The sequence below is a fragment of the Sorangium sp. So ce302 genome (genome assembly GCF_051530145.1).
In the GTDB taxonomy this organism is placed as follows: domain Bacteria; phylum Myxococcota_A; class Polyangia; order Polyangiales; family Polyangiaceae; genus Sorangium; species Sorangium cellulosum_B.
The window spans coordinates 7,884,716-7,899,672 of the sequence record NZ_CP150326.1 but is presented as its reverse complement, the minus strand read 5'-3'; the positions used below and the strand labels follow the sequence as shown (position 1 = coordinate 7,899,672).

General features: G+C 70.8%; 8 protein-coding genes. 4 read left to right on the top strand and 4 right to left on the bottom strand.

Annotated elements, in window-relative coordinates; genetic code table 11:
* Nucleotides 1–12: 12 nt before the first annotated feature.
* The 3 genes from ilvD to WME73_RS29790 form a co-directional block, all read right to left on the bottom strand.
* Nucleotides 13–1,929, bottom strand: coding sequence for a dihydroxy-acid dehydratase (gene ilvD, locus WME73_RS29800; protein WP_437911736.1), 1,917 nt, complete (start codon nucleotides 1,927–1,929; stop codon nucleotides 13–15).
* A gap of 215 nt (nucleotides 1,930–2,144) precedes the next feature.
* Entirely contained in the window at nucleotides 2,145–2,381 is a 237-nt protein-coding gene (locus WME73_RS29795) for a hypothetical protein (RefSeq protein WP_012237958.1), read from the bottom strand.
* A 100-nt stretch (nucleotides 2,382–2,481) separates the two neighbouring features.
* Nucleotides 2,482–3,225, bottom strand: a complete 744-nt coding sequence (locus tag WME73_RS29790; RefSeq protein WP_437739781.1) for a class I SAM-dependent DNA methyltransferase — start codon at nucleotides 3,223–3,225, stop codon at nucleotides 2,482–2,484.
* 854 nt (nucleotides 3,226–4,079) lie between these two features.
* Here WME73_RS29790 and WME73_RS29785 point away from each other — a divergent pair.
* The 3 genes from WME73_RS29785 to WME73_RS29775 all read left to right on the top strand — a co-directional run bounded on the left by WME73_RS29785 (nucleotide 4,080) and on the right by WME73_RS29775 (nucleotide 7,716).
* Nucleotides 4,080–4,595, top strand: coding sequence for a hypothetical protein (locus WME73_RS29785; RefSeq protein ID WP_437911735.1), 516 nt, complete (start codon nucleotides 4,080–4,082; stop codon nucleotides 4,593–4,595).
* Nucleotides 4,596–4,799: 204 nt separating this feature from the next.
* The gene (locus tag WME73_RS29780; RefSeq protein ID WP_437911734.1) at nucleotides 4,800–6,644 is read left to right on the top strand and encodes a type IV pilus twitching motility protein PilT; all 1,845 of its coding nucleotides are present in this window, start codon (nucleotides 4,800–4,802) and stop codon (nucleotides 6,642–6,644) included.
* A 1-nt stretch (nucleotide 6,645) separates the two neighbouring features.
* Entirely contained in the window at nucleotides 6,646–7,716 is a 1,071-nt protein-coding gene (locus WME73_RS29775; RefSeq protein WP_437911733.1) for a type IV pilus twitching motility protein PilT, read from the top strand.
* Between the two features lie 80 nt (nucleotides 7,717–7,796).
* Here WME73_RS29775 and WME73_RS29770 read toward each other — a convergent pair whose 3' ends face one another.
* The gene (locus tag WME73_RS29770) at nucleotides 7,797–13,817 is read right to left on the bottom strand and encodes an AAA family ATPase (RefSeq protein WP_437911732.1); all 6,021 of its coding nucleotides are present in this window, start codon (nucleotides 13,815–13,817) and stop codon (nucleotides 7,797–7,799) included.
* A gap of 252 nt (nucleotides 13,818–14,069) precedes the next feature.
* Between WME73_RS29770 and WME73_RS29765 the strand changes: the two genes are divergently transcribed.
* Nucleotides 14,070–14,885 carry an arylamine N-acetyltransferase family protein gene (locus WME73_RS29765; RefSeq protein ID WP_437911731.1) on the top strand — a complete coding sequence of 272 codons (816 nt, stop codon included), beginning with the start codon at nucleotides 14,070–14,072 and terminating at the stop codon, nucleotides 14,883–14,885.
* Nucleotides 14,886–14,957 lie beyond the last annotated feature (72 nt).

The following is a 14,957-nucleotide window of genomic DNA, read 5'->3' as shown; positions in this document are numbered from 1 at the left end:
GCTGGAGCTCCGCTACTTGCGCTGCGCGGGGGCGGTCACGGTCGCGCCGTCCCCGGCGCGCCGGCTCGGCTCGATCTGGCCGACGTCGCGGACAGCGCCGTTGGCGGCGCTCGTGGCCATCAGCGCGTAAGCCCGCAGGGCAGGGGAGACCTTCCGGTCGCGGTTCGGCCTGAACGCATCGGCGCCGCGCGCCTCGGCGGCGCGGCGGCGGCGATCGAGCTCCGCCTCGCTGACGAGGACATCGATCGTCCGGGCGGGGATGTCGATCCGGATGCGGTCGCCCTCCTCGATGAGCCCGATGTTCCCGCCTTCGGCCGCCTCGGGCGAGACGTGCCCGATGCTCAGGCCCGAGGTCCCGCCGCTGAACCGGCCGTCGGTGATGAGGGCGCACGCCTTCCCGAGGCCCTTCCCCTTCAGGAACGACGTCGGATAGAGCATCTCCTGCATGCCGGGGCCGCCCTTCGGCCCCTCGTAGACGATCACGACCACGTCGCCCGAGCGGATCTGGTTATCCCAGATCGCGTCGCACGCCGCCTCCTGCGAGTGGAAGACCCGCGCGGGCCCCTCGAACTTCCAGATCTCGGGCTCGACGCCGGCGGTCTTCACGATGCAGCCGTCCACCGCGATGTTGCCGTAGAGCACGGCGAGCCCGCCTTCGCGGCTGTACGCGTGGTCGACGTCGCGGATGCAGCCCTTCTGGGCGTCATCGTCGGTGTCGGCGAAGTACTTGTCTTGCGAGAACGCGACCGTGGTCGGCACGCCGCCCGGCGCGGCGAGCGAGCGCTTCTTCGCGGCGGCCGTCGCCGTGGGGCGGCGGATGTCGTTCTCGTCGATGGCCTCGCCCAGCGTGCCCGCGTGGACCGTGCCCGCCTGCCGGTGGATGAGCCCCGCGCGGTCGAGCTCGCCGAGGATCGTCAGCACGCCGCCCGCGCGGTGCACGTCCTCGACGTGGTGATGCGACGACGGCGCGACCTTGCAGATGTTGGGCACCTTGCGCGACATCCGGTCGATGTCCGCCATCTTGAAGTCCACCTGCGCCTCGCGGGCGACCGCCAGGATGTGGAGCACCGTGTTCGTCGAGCCGCCCATCGCGATGTCGAGCGCCATCGCGTTCTCGAACGCCTCGAACGTCGCGATGCTCCGCGGCAGCACCGAGGCGTCGCCGTCGACGTAGTGCCGCTGCGCGAGCGCGACGACGCGCTTCGCCGCCGCCTCGAAGAGCTCCCAGCGCGCCGCGTGCGTCGCGAGCAGCGTGCCGTTGCCGGGCAGCGCGAGGCCGAGCGCCTCGTTGAGGCAGTTCATGCTGTTGGCCGTGAACATGCCGGAGCACGAGCCGCAGGTCGGGCACGCGGACCGCTCCATCGCGGCGAGATCCGCGTCGGTCACCTTGTCGTCGCTCGCGGCGATCATCGGATCGATGAGGTCGAGCTTCCGGATGAGCGGCTTGCCGTCGCGGTCGTGGGTCCCGACGAGCTTGCCCGCCTCCATCGGACCGCCCGACACGAAGACGGTCGGGATGTTGAGCCGCATGGCGGCGAGGAGCATGCCGGGCGTGATCTTGTCGCAGTTCGAGATGCACAGCAGCGCGTCCGCGCAGTGCGCGTTCACCATGTACTCGACGCTGTCGGCGATGAGCTCCCGGCTCGGCAGCGAGTACAGCATGCCGGCGTGGCCCATCGCGATGCCGTCGTCGATGGCGATCGTGTTGAACTCGACGCCCCAGCCGCCCGCGGCGTCGATGACCTTCTTCGCCCGCTGGCCGACGTCGTGGAGGTGGACGTGCCCCGGAACGAACTGCGTGAAGCTGTTGGCGATGGCGACGATCGGCTTCTCGAAGTCCGCGTCCTTCATGCCGGTGGCGCGCCACAACGCGCGCGCCCCTGCCATGTTGCGCCCCTGGGTGGATGTACGACTGCGGTATCCGGCCATGCCAGGAACCTACTCCGTTCCGGCCTTCGCGCCTAGCCGGCAGGCGGGGCCGGCGCCAGGGTACCGCCGCGCCCGCTGCGTCCACCGCCGCGCGCTGCGTGCGCTGCGTCCACAGCCGGCGAGGTCGTTCGAGCCGCCAAGGCGGCGCGCACCAGGTCTCTCGGGGCCTGGGCCGCGACTCCGGGCGTCACCGCAGCCCGGGGCCGGCCCTTCGATCATCGGCCTCGTGGCTTGGACCACCGATCCACGGCGACCATCGCGGCGCCCAGCCCGTCGATGTAGGTGCCGTGCCGGAACGTCGCGCGCTTGAGCGCCACGACCAGCGTGGCCAGGAGCTGGCGCGCCTCGTCTCGTTCTCGCCGCAGGTCCTGGACCTCATCCCGCGACGGCCGGTTGACGACCGCAGCTTGCCCGGCGTCGTTCGTGCCTGTCTGACTCGCTCTCTCGGACATGGGTCTCATCCTCCCATATCAAGTTAGCGCCGCGTCGCCCGCGCCATCAACCTCCATAGGAGGTATTTGAATCGGTGTTCGTATCCCGGCCCACGTCAGCTCAGGAGCGCGCGACGAGGGTGACGAGGCCGCGCGCGATCTCGCGATGGATGACGCGGAGTCCGGCCGCGTCGAGCCTGTCGCAGACCCAATCGGGGGCGAGGCGCAGCTTGCGATAGAAGCTCGCTGACAGCGTCCACCGGCCGTCCTCTCGGCCGCGCGTGTGAACGAGGTCGTGCACCTTGACGGTCTCGGGTTCGTACTCGAGGAAACAGGTCATGATCACATCCGCGGAGTCGTGGACTGGGATGAACCGGTCGGCGCCTACGAGCTCGCGGGTGAGGTCACGGAACGTGAGCGCGAGATGGCCGCCGGGCGCGAGTCGCCGAGCGCAGCCGGCGAACATCCGCTCCACGTCCGACTTGCTGCCGAGGTGGGGGAGCGTGTCGCCCATGCACACGGCGAGCGCGCAGGGGGGCCCCGAGCGCTCCAGCGCGTCGAGGAGATCCCCTCTCACGATCTCGACGGCGAGCGGCCCGCGGCGCGCCTCGAGCTCGGCGAGCAGCCTGTCCGACGTGTCCACGGCGGTCACCCTGAACCCGAGCTGCGCCAGCGCGAGGGACTGAAAGCCGGAGCCGCACCCGAGGTCGATGGCCTCGGGCGAGCCGCCGGACGAGCCTTCCGGGCGCAGGCCGAGGCGCTCGAACAGCGCCCGCTGCTCGGCGACCTTGGCGTCGTACTCCCCGAACATCCTTGAATAGTGCTCGGCGAGGAGCTTGTCGTAGTGATCGGCGACCGTGGGCATGGGCTCTGTTCCTCCGCGGCCATCCTACAGCGGCAGGTCCCGCCGGCGCACGCCTGCGCCGGCACGCGTCACACATGCACGCACGGGGGCTCACCAGAATCGACTGCGTCCGAAAATTTCTGCTCTGCTTTGACGAAGACATGATATCTTGGTTGAAACGCGACTCTTACTCCGACATCGATTTTCGGGTCGGCGGTGTTGGAAGGCACCGGGAAGGTTCCCGGAGCGAGGTTGGAGAGGGAGAGATCGCGTTGCTGTGCGCAGCTGGTTTCGTCGGACGGGTGGGAATGAGGTACGGCGGGCTTGGACCGAGCCAGCCTGTCGCTCGCGCGGGTGTTTCGCTCTTCGAGAGCGCGCCTCGCGAAGCGCGCTGATGGACCCGTCGGAGAACCAGCGAGGCGAGCCGGAGAGCCCAGGCAGGCGGTCACGCCGGGCGACCAGGCAGCCGGAACGACGGGCGAGCCAGAACGACAGGCAAGCCAGATGACCAGGTGAGCTCGGGCGAGCCGCGCCGCACTCCTCGTGCGCCGCGCAGCCGGAGCCCGGTCGGCCTCGCCGACGCGGCCAGCACCTGAATCTGAGCGAGGCGCGCCCAAGCGCTCAGGTCGGCGAGAAGCTGACGAGACTGACGAGACTGACGAGACTGACGAGACTGACGAGACTGACGAAGCTCACGAGCCGCCGACGAGCGTGACGAACGGCTCATGACCGCAAACCCTGTCGAGATCGAGAAATGAGTTGCGGAAGGTGTCAGTCTGCGTCACGATGAGAAGTTTTGTGACTGCGGTGTTTGCGATCTTGCGGAGTTCACGCGGGTCGTGGGATCACGTCGAAGTAGCGAAGGAGCGTGGTGCATGAAGACGGTTGGTGATTGGCTCTCCAGGTGCTCGCGATCGCTCGTCGCCGCGGGCGCGGCAGCGCTCCTCTCCGCCGCGCCGACCGCGGCCTCGGCAGAGCACCCCGCCACGCCGCGGCAGGCTGCACCGGCGGTAGCCGGCGCGGAGAGCGCGCCTACGGCAGAGCCCGCCTCGGCCCCCGGCGCGGGCGAGTGGGACACCTTCTCCGTGGAGGTCTATGGCAGGCTGGTCTCGCGCGCGGGAAAGGTCGCGACCCTGCTGCCGCTCGTCTCCACGACAGAGAAGCCGGTCGCCGCGGGGACCAAGGCGGTGCTCTTCCGCAAGGTCGAGGACCCCGACGGGCCGAGATCCACGAAATGGGTCGAGATCGCCAGGGTGACCATGAAGAAGATCGAGTCGACCGGCAACATGCAGCTCACCATCGACTCGGAGCCGCAGGCGCCGCCCGGCGAGAAGGGCAAGACGCCTGGCCACTTCGTGAAGGGCGCTCGGCTCAAGCTCGCGATCCAGTAGCCCGGCGCCGCGCGCGGCGGAGCACGCCGCGGGCGTGAGCCGGGTCGCACCGCTCCGAGGAGGACCGCGCGGTCGCCGCGAGCGGGGACGGTGGGAGGGAGTCGGCGCGGGGGGCCGCGGCCGAATGTCGCCGCCGTCGCACGACATTTTGGAACGCGGCGCCTCATCGTTGATAGAGTCGGCTTGCGGAGACGCGCGACGACGATGAACGCCCTTCGATCCTGGCTCTCGCAACTGAACCGCCCCGAGGTGACGGAGTTCGCCGTGGCCACCGGGCGCATGCCCAGCGTCAAGGTCTCGGGCGCCTTCCAGGCCGTCGATCCCGGCGCCCTCACCACGGAGGACATCCTCATGCTCCTCAGCGCGCTCGGCGGCGGCCGCCACATCGAGGCCCTCGGCGCGAAGCCGTCGCAGTGGCACATCCGCATCGAGGGCATCGGCGCCATCTCGGTCGTCGCCGCGCGCCAGGGCGACCTCGTGCACGCCCGCATGACGCGGATGCAGTCGTCCGGCGCGTCGGGGACCGCGACCGCCGCGCCTCCCGCGCGCCCTTCGCAGCAGCTCTCCATGCGGGAGCACCTCGCGCCCGAGGAGGGGCAGCGCCCACCGCCGCGCGAGCAGGACGCGAAGCGCACGAGCTCCTCGGAGGTCGCGCTCGACCTCCGCTCTCCGCCGCCGCCTGCAGAGCCCCGCGCCAGCCGGCCCTCGGTGGCCCGCTTCGAGGCGCGCGCCGACGATGCGCCGGCCGCCGAGCGCGCCGCGCCGGCCGCCCGCCCGTCGGCGCCGTCCCCGGAGCCCCGCGCCGCCGCGCGCGTGGCCGCCGCGGGCGGGCGCGCGCGGCCCTCCTCCGCCGAAGTGCCGGCGGCCGCCCTCGACGGGTTGCTCGCCATGGCGCGCGATCAGGGCGCGAGCGATCTGCACCTCGTCGCCGGCCGCCCGCCGCTCCTGCGCGTGGCGGGCGAGCTGATGCCGCACGGCGAGCCGCTCGACCCGGCGGCCGTCGAGTCCCTCCTCTTGCCGCGCGTCCCGGCGCGCCTCTCGCAGGTGCTCGAGGTCGAGGGCTCCTGCGATTTCGCCCTGGAGCTCGGCGCGCTCGGCCGCTTCCGGGTGAACATCTCGCGCCACCGGCAGGGGTACAAGGGCTCGTTCCGGCTGATAGCGCGCACCATCCCGACCCTCGCGTCGCTCGGCCTGCCCGACGCCATCGGGCTCGCCACCCGCCACCACCAGGGCCTCATCGTGATCACCGGGCCGACGGGCCACGGCAAGACCACGACGCTCACCGCGATCGTCGACATCCTGAACCGCGAGACCAGCCATCACATCATCACGGTCGAGGATCCCGTCGAGTTCGTCCATGCGCGCGGCAAGGCGATGATCAGCCAGCGCGAGGTCGGCACGCACACCCGCTCCTTCGAGAACGCCCTCAAGGCCTCGCTGCGCGAGGATCCCGACGTCATCGTCGTCGGCGAGCTCAGGGACACGGCGACGGTCCGCATGGCGCTGGCCGCGAGCGAGACTGGCCACCTCGTCCTCGGCACCATGAACACCCCGAGCGCGGCGAAGACCATCGATCGGCTGATAGATCTCTTCCCGCCCGGCGATCAGCAGCAGGTGCGCGTCACCCTCGCGGGCGGCCTCCGGCTCATCGTCAGCCAGCGGCTCCTGCCGAGCGAGGGCGGCAGGCGCATGGTCGCCGCCGCCGAGGTCCTGCCCGGCTCCGTCCCGCTCTGGAACCTCATCCGCGACTCCAAGACGTTCCAGATACCGAGCCTCCAGCAGCGGGGGAAGGGCCTCGGGATCATCCGCCTGGACGACTCGCTGGCCGAGCTCGTCCGCGCCGGCAAGACCACGCTCGAGGCCGCGCTCAAGGTGGCGGAGGCCCCCGACGAGCTCGAGGCCGTCCTCGCCGGCAGGCGGCAGCCCATGCTCACGCCGGACAGGAGGCCGCCCGCCCCCGCGCCCGACGCGTCCAAGTCCGCGCCCATCGAGGCGGGCAAGGGCCTCTTCGAGCGCGCGGGCGCGCTCTTCGGAAAGAAGGGAGCGTAACGTGGCTCGGATCGACCGCCTCTTCGACGAGCTGCTCTCGAGGAAGGGCAGCGACCTGCACCTCGGCATCGGCTATCCGCCGCTCGTGCGCGCCCGAGGCGAGCTCATCGCCCTGCGCGACACGCCCCTCGACACGGCCGAGATGGAGGCGCTCCTCTTCGAGATCACGACCCCCGAGGAGACGCGGCGGATCGTCGACGAGCTCGATCTCGACTTCGCCTATTCCTACGCGGACAGGGCCCGTTTCCGCGCGAACTACTTCTACAAGACCACCGGGCTCGCGGCCGTCTTCCGCACCATCCCGAGCAAGATCCTCTCGCTCGACGATCTCGGCTGCCCCGAGATCGCCCGCCGGCTGTCCGAGCGGACGAGCGGGCTCATCTTGATCACCGGGCCGACCGGCTCCGGCAAGTCCACGACGCTCGCGGCGATGATCGATCACATCAACCGCTCGCGCGCCTGCCATGTCCTCACGATCGAGGATCCGGTCGAGTTCGTGCACAGCCCCATCAAGGCCCAGATCACGCACCGCGAGGTCGGCCCCGACGCGGGCAGCTTCGCGAGCGCGATCCGCAGCGCCGGGCGCGAGGACGCCGACGTGATCCTGATCGGCGAGCTCCGGACCAACGAGACCATGAAGCTCGCCTTGCAGCTCGCGAGCTTCGGTGTCCTCGTCTTCGGCACCGTCCACACGAACAGCGCCGCCGCGACGATCGACCGTATCATCAACGCGTTTCCCGCCGACGAGCAGCTCCAGGTCCGCGGCATGCTCGCCGAGAGCCTCGCCGCGATCATCGCCCAGCAGCTGCTCCGCACGAAGGACGGCACGAGCCGCGTCGCCGCCCACGAGATCCTCGTCGGCTCGAGCGCGCTCTCCGCGATGATCCGCGAGGGCAAGACGTTCCAGATCACGAACCTGATGCAGGCGGGCCGCTCCGCCGGCATGCAGACGATGGACATGGCGCTGGAGCGGCTCGTCAAGAAGGACACCATCTCGGTCCAGGCGGCGCTGGAGAAGGCGATCGACAAGGACAGCTTCCAGAAGCTCTTCCCCGACGCGCAGGGGGCGTGACGCAGAATCGAGCCGCGGACGCGGAAGGGGGAGAGCGAATCGCTCGTCGTCTTCTCTGGGCGTCCTGGCGCTCTGTCTCGCTAGGACGCGACAGCCCCGCTCCTCGGCGGGCCTCCCGAGGCAGATGACGGTGCGACGTTCCGCGGCAGATCCACGGTGAAGCAGGCGCCCTTGCCCTTCTCGCTCGACACCTGGAGCGTGCCCCCGTGCGCCCGGACGATCTCGTTCGCGATGTAGAGCCCGAGCCCGAGCCCGCCGTAGGACCTCGATGAGACCGCCCGCTCGAACCGCTTGAAGATGCGCTCCATGTCCTCCGGCGCGATGCCAGGCCCGTGATCGCGCACGACGACCCGCGCCGTGTCGCCGCGCTCGGCGACGGTCACCTCGATGGGCCCGCCCTTGCCGAACTTGATCGCGTTGTTGAGCAGGCTCCTCAGGACCTGCGCGACGCGGAGCCGATCGAAGCGGCCGAGCACCGGGCGCCCCGCCGCGATCTCGATCCGGCAGCCCGCCCGCGACGAGGGCTCGCGGAGCTCGCTCACGACGTCGCAGGTCAGCGCGGAGAGGTCGACCTCCGAGAGATCGAGGTCGAGCTCATGGCGCGCAATCTGGTTCACGTCGAGGAGGCTCTCGATGAGCCGCTCGATCCGCTCGACCTGCCCCAGGCTCACCGCGACCATGCGCTCGAGCGAGGGGTTCACGATCTCGGTCGTCAGCTTCTTCTGCATCAGCGCGAGCTTCAGCCTGAGCGGCGTGAGCGGCGTGCGGAGCTCGTGGGACGCGACGGCGAGGAACTCCTCGCGGATCTGGACGGCCTGCTGCGCCTCGCGGTAAAGGCGCGCGTTGTCGAGCGCCATCGCGGCCCTGCGCGCGAGCTCCTCGACGAGCGGGGCGTCGGCCCCGGTATAATGCGGCGTCGCTCCGGTCCGCATCAGCGAGAGCACGCCGAGGCAGCGGCCGCGCGTCACGAGCGGCGCGTTCATGTACGCCGCGGGCGCGAGCTCGAAGAGCGCCTCCGGGCGCGCCGCGCCCGCGGCCCAGCGCCGCATCAGGCCGTCGCTCACGCGGCAGAGCTCGGCACGATCCGCGCCGAGGACACGGTGGGGATCCCCGGGCGCGCCCGGGGACGCGGCGGCGTCCCCGGAGGGCGCGGCGAGCTCACGCAGGCGCGCGGCCTTGGCCGGGGAGTCCGCCGCGACGGCCGCCTGCTGGAGCGCGCCCGCGTCGTCGAGCACGTAGAGCGCGGCGCCCTCGGCGAGCTCGGGCACCGCGACCCCCGCGATCGCGTCCAGCGTCGCCTCGTAGCCGAGATCGGCCGCGAGCCGCCTGCTCGCCTCCGCCAGGAAGCGCTCGGCCATCTCCGCTCGCTTGCGCTCGGTGATGTCCGTCGAGATGCCGCAGACGGCATAGATGGCTCCAGCGGCGTCGTGCAGGGTGAACTTGAGGGACAGGTACGTGCGCGGCTCGTCGTCCACGAGCACAACCTCCTCCAGGTCGATCGGCCTGTCCGCATCGATCGCCCTGCGGTCGTACGCGGCGAACGCGTCCGCCGCCTCCGGCGCGAAGATCTCGTGATCTTTCTTGCCGAGTATCCGCGCTCTCGGCAGACGAACGAGCTGCTCGTACTGCCGGTTGATCAGGAGCAGGCGGCCTTCCAGATCCTTGACGTAGATGGCGGCCGGCGAGCTGTCGACGATGCTCTGGAGCAACGCCTCGCTCTTCTTCAGCGCCGCGTAGAGCGACGCGTTCTCGAGCGAGATGGCGGCCTGCGACGCGAGCAGCTCGAGCACCGCGAGCGTGTCCTGGGTGAACGCGCCTCGCATCAGGGCGTTCTCCAGGTAGAGGATCGCGTGGTGCCCCGAGCGCCGCGCGATCGGCATGCACAGGACCGATCTCGGCCGCGCCTGCGCGATGTACTCGTCCGCCGAGAACCGCGTCTCCGCCGCGTCGTCGAGGATGACCGGCTCGCCCGTCCGGACGACGTAGTGGACGACCGACAGCGGCAGCGCGGCGGAGGACGCGGGCGTGCGCGCCTCCCCGGCGACCACCTCCACGAAAGGCTTTCCTCCCTCGATCCTCGCCCTCGCCCGGATCGACGCTGTGCTGCGGCCGGCCTCCAGCAGGTAGCCCTTCTCCGCGCCCGCGTGCGCAAGGACGACCCTGAGCAGCGCCTCTTCGAGCCGGGGCATCAGGATCTCGCCCGAGAGGCTCTGAGACGCCCTCACGACGGCCAGCCGGTCGAGCTCCTCGGCCGGCATCGTGACCGTGCTCGTCGCGGCGAGCGGGCGCGCCGCGAGGTGCGGGAAGAGCCTGTCGAGCTGCTTCACCTTCCCGTCGGCGCCCCAGCGGGCATAGCAGCTGCGGGCCGCGCGGAGGTAGGCGTCGGCGATCAGGTCGAAGCCGCGATCACGGTAGAACGCGGCGGCGAGCTCCTGGCCCAGCGCCTCGCCATGGACGAAGCCGCTCGCGCGCGCGGCCCGGATGGCCTGCTCGTAGAGGCGCATCGCGGAGAGCTCGTCGCCCGCGACGCGCGCGATCTCGGCCGACACGAGCGCGTGGCGGTCTGCCTGGTTCGCGGGCTGGACCTCCGCCCAGCGGCGGAGATCCGCCTCGTACGCCCTCAGGGCGGGGAGGAGCTCTCTTCGCTGCTCCTCTGGCAGGGCGCGGGCATGGCACGAGAGCGCGAGCGCGGCGACGTAGGCTTGCGTGCTGACGTGGAACTGGTCTGTCACGGTACCCAGCAGCTCGCCCGCCGCGCGCGACGCGGCCACGGCTTCGCCATGGCGACCGAACAGGAGCGCCGCCTGGGCGGCGTAGAGGCGCGCGTGGAAGCGCGTGATCCGCTCCGCCGCCCCGCGCGGCGGTCCCTCGATGTCATCGGCGCCCTCGCTCCCCCAGCCCGAATCGCGCCCGCGCAGGCGCTCCACGAACCGACGCACGACGGCCAAGGAATCGTGGACGACGTCGTACCGGGCCCGGCGCGCGAAGTCCATGTGGCGCTCGGCCTCGGCGACGACGTCCGCCAGCGGATCGCCCGCGGCGAGGCGCAGCGTCACGCCCTGAAACGAGCAATACGACGCGTAGAGCAGCGCACCGGTCTCGACGGCCTCGTCAAACGCCTTGTAGAGGAGGCCGACCACGTCCTGCAAGGGGCGGATCCAGGGGTCGATGAAGGTGCTGATCATATGGAGGATCTGCGCCCGGTTCCCGGCCCGGCCGCTGGTCTCCAGCAGCGCGCGGGCGAGCTCGCCGAAGCGGTAGCTCTCCCGGTAAAGGCCGAGGACGCGGCCGATGGTCCCGCCGAACGCGACGTATCCGGGTGGAGAAGCGTCCGAGTTGCCCGCGCGGAGGCTGAGCTGGACGATGCGGCACGCGATGAGGCTGTAGAGGTGCGGATCCGAGAAATAGGCTGACGGGAGCGCCGTCGACAGGGTGGCCGCCACGGCCAGCATGTCCGGATCGACCATGCGCGGCAGGCTGACGAGCTCCTCGATGCGGCGGTCGCACACCTCGCCCCAGACCTCGCATGCCGCGCGCTCCACCGCGTCGCGCGTCGGGTGGAGCGGGATGTCGATGCCGAAGCGGCGCACGCAGGAGAGGGCGCTCTGCGCCGCTCGCTCGAAATCGGCGCGGGTCGTGTGGAGAACGATCTCGATGCCGTGGACCTCCGCAAGCTCGATCCGGCCACGAGCGCGCTGCAGGAGCACGTCGACGAGCCGCTCGGAGGCGGCGAAGTCGCCGCACAGGAAGGCGCAGCGCGCGCCCTCGCAGTGGAGATCGAACGCGAGCGCGCGCTCCTTGTCCCAGGCGTCGTCCCCGAGCAGCGCGATGCCCGCCGCGAGGTAGCTGGCCGCGGCTGCGTAGGCTGCAGAGGCCTTGGCTCGCCGGCCCGCCACCAGGTTGAGCCTGGCGATCCGGTCCTTCTCGCGCCGGTCGGTCACGAGGGCAGCGCCCAGGTTCAGGTGGCCGGCGATCTCGAAGACGCGCGCCTCGGCCGCGTCGGGAGGCGCGTGGGCGGCGAGCAGCCGCCCGATGCGGAGGTGCACCGCCCCGAGCTCCGCCTCCGGAATGAGCGCGTGAGCCGCCTGCTGGACACGGTCGTGGAGGAACCGGTACGTGTCGCCGGACCTGAGGAGCAGCCCCTCGCGCACGAGCTCCCGGTGGTCCTCGTGAATGGCGTCCTCGGACCGATCGCGGATGACGGCGAGGGTGCCGGCATCGACGGTATTCCCCACGCAGGCGGCCAGCGTGAGCGCCTTCTGGGCCGACGGGGAGAGGCGCTTGATCTTCGCGATCATGAGATCGACCACGTTGTCGGCGAGGCCCTTGCCGCGGATCGCGTCGATGTCCCACCTGAAGGCGCCTGCGCGCAGATCGACCTCGAACAGGCCCTCTTTGTGGAGCATGGTCAAGAACTGGGTGGCGAAGAACGGATTGCCGGCGGTCTTCTCGTAGACGAGGCGCGCGAGCGGGGCGGCGTCCTCTCCGCTCGTATGGACCGTATCGGCGACGAGCCGCTGCACATCCCGCTCGGACAGCCGAGCGAGCTCGATCTCGAGGAGCCTTATGCCGGCGCCCCGCGCGCGCTCGAGCATGCACGTCAGCGGGTGAAGCGGGCTCACCTCTTCATCGCGGTAGGCGCCAATCGCGAGCAGGCATTGCGTCTCGGGGTGGGTGATGAGGTGTTCGAGGAGCGCGAGGCTCGCCGGGTCTGCCCACTGGAGGTCGTCGAGGAAGAGGCAGAGTGGGCGCTCCTCCCGGCAGAAGGCGCCGACGAAGCGCCGGAACACCATCGCGAACCGGCTCTCCGTCTCGGTCAGCGGCAGCTCGGGGACGGGCGGCTGCTCGCCGAGGATGAGCTCCACCTCCGGGAGGACGTCGACGATGAGCTGCGCGTTCTTGCCGAGGGCCGCGGAGAGCCGCCTCCGCCACGCGTCCATGACGGGCTCGCTCCCGCTCAGGATCTCGCGCACGAGCTCGCGGAGCGCCTGGACGATCGTCGCGTAGGGCGCGTGTCGGCGCTGCTGGTCGAATTTGCCCGCCGCGAAGAGGCCCCGCTCCCGGACCGCCTTCCGGTAGAGCTCCTGCACCAGCGAGGTCTTGCCGACGCCGGCGTTGCCGGAGAGGAGGAGGAGCTCCGGAGCCCCGAGCCGCGCCACGCGCTCGAAGGCGGCGACGAGCGCGCCGAGCTCGCGCTCGCGGCCGTAGAGCTCCTTCGGGATCTCGAAGAGACCAGAGAAATCGTGCTCTCCGAGCGGGAATGGGTCGATGCGCGCGCGCGTCGTGAGCCCCTCGAGACATCGCTCGAGATCGAGCGTGAGGCCGCGCGCGCTCTGGTACCGATCCTCGGGCGCCTTGGCGAGGAGCTTCATGACGAGATCGGACACCGGCGAAGGGAGACCCGGGACGAGCTCCGATGGAGGCCGGGGGAGCACCGCGGCGTGACGGTGGACCCACTCCAGGGCATCGCCGGCCGAGAAGGGCAGGACGCCCGTGAGCATCTCGTAGAGCGTGACGCCCAGCGAATAGAGGTCGGTACGGAGATCGACCGCCCGGCTCGTGCGCCCTGTCTGCTCGGGCGCCATGTAGGCGAGGGTCCCCTCGATGACGCTCGGGCTCCGCGCGTCGCCGTGGTCCTCGGGGAGCAGGGAGGCAAGATCGAAGTCCGCGATCTTCACCTCTCCAGACATGGAATCGACGAGGATGTTCTGCGGCTTGATGTCCTTGTGGACGACCCCCTTTGCGTGGATCTCCGCGAGGGCTGTCGAGATGCTGGCGGCGATCGTCAAGAAACGTTTGAGATCCATCGGCGCCCCGAGCTCCCGATCGAGCGAGCGACCGCTGAAGTCTTCCAGGACGAGCGCCGGCCGGCTCCGGTAGGTGGTGAGCTCACAGGGCCTGATCGCGGACCGGCCGCTGAGCCTTCGCCCGATCTCGAGCTCGTGGCGCAGCCGCGCGGCGTCCCGGCCGTCGAGGGGCTCTGCCCGGGGGATCTTGAGCAGGACCGGACAACCGTCCTCGTTCCGGAGGCCGCGATGGACGACGAACCTGGTCCCCTCGCGGAGGATCTCCGTCACGGTATAGCGGTCGGGCGCGGGCATGTCGTTCGACCGGCGGCGACCAGGCCGCGCCGGGCGCGCTGCCCAGTCCGCCGCCGCGCGGTGTGATGATCATCCCGGCGCTCCACGGACCGACGTTTCGCAGAGAGCCATCGAGCGCTCTCCGCAGCGAAGCCACGGAGCGGCCCAGCGCAGCCTGCATGGGTTCGATGGTCCTGCTCCACCGCGGTCAATGTGCTGACCGGCGCGTTGACGGTCAAGCGAGGGGCCGCGTATCCTCGCTGCACCGATCCAATGCAACCTTCCACACAGGACAGCGCATCGCTCGACCTCGACGCCTATCTCGCCCGCATCGGCTACCGCGGCGCGCTCGCCGCCACGCGGGAGGTCCTCGATGCGCTTCACGCAGCGCATGTTTACTCCATCCCTTTCGAGAACCTCGACGTCCTGCTCGGCCGACCGATCCGCCTCGACCTGGCCAGCGTCCAGGCGAAGCTCGTCGGGGCGCGCCGCGGCGGCTATTGCTTCGAGCACAACACGCTGTTCGCCGCGGCGCTGCGCCGGCTCGGATTCAAGCTCACGACGCTCATCGCGCGGGTGCGGTTCCAGCGCAGCGACACGGGCCCTCGATCTCACATGCTGTCGCTGGTCGAGCTGCCCGAGGGGCCGTTCATCGCGGACGTCGGCTTCGGCGGTCCGGGGCTCTTGCAGCCGCTCCCGCTCGTCGAGGGCGAGGGGCATGCGCGGGTGCTCGACGTGATCGGCTTGCGCCGGGAGGGCTCGTCCTGGGTGCTCGCCTCCAGGGCGGGCGAGGCGTGTCAGGACATCTACGCGTTCACGCTCGAGGAGCACCTCCCGATCGACTACGAGGTGGCGAACCATTACACATCCACGCACCCGAACTCGCTGTTCGTGAACAACCTCATCGTGGCGCTCCCGTCGCCGGAAGGCCGGGTGACGCTGCGCAACCGCGAGCTGGGTCGTTGGCGGGTGGACGGCGTCGAGCGCGTCTCGGTGCGCGACGACGCGCTCCTCGACGTCTTGAAAGAGCGCTTCGGGCTGGAGCTCCCGGCCGGAACGCGGCTCTCCTGCGCGGGCCTCGACAGCTGAAGGGACGGCGCGCCCTCCCCGGGGCCTGCCCGGGAGGCCGGGCGGGCGCGGCTCGCCGGCCGCGCCCGCCGC

Excerpts from the sequence above, each read along its gene's own strand:
- WME73_RS29770 (WP_437911732.1), bottom strand. The coding sequence starts at position 13,817 with ATGCCCGCGCCCGACCGCTATACCGTGACGGAGATCCTCCGCGAGGGG.
- WME73_RS29780 (WP_437911734.1), top strand. The coding sequence starts at position 4,800 with ATGAACGCCCTTCGATCCTGGCTCTCGCAACTGAACCGCCCCGAGGTG.
- WME73_RS29785 (WP_437911735.1), top strand. The coding sequence starts at position 4,080 with ATGAAGACGGTTGGTGATTGGCTCTCCAGGTGCTCGCGATCGCTCGTC.
- ilvD (WP_437911736.1), bottom strand. The coding sequence starts at position 1,929 with ATGGCCGGATACCGCAGTCGTACATCCACCCAGGGGCGCAACATGGCA.
- WME73_RS29765 (WP_437911731.1), top strand. The coding sequence starts at position 14,070 with ATGCAACCTTCCACACAGGACAGCGCATCGCTCGACCTCGACGCCTAT.
- WME73_RS29790 (WP_437739781.1), bottom strand. The coding sequence starts at position 3,225 with ATGCCCACGGTCGCCGATCACTACGACAAGCTCCTCGCCGAGCACTAT.
- WME73_RS29795 (WP_012237958.1), bottom strand. The coding sequence starts at position 2,381 with ATGTCCGAGAGAGCGAGTCAGACAGGCACGAACGACGCCGGGCAAGCT.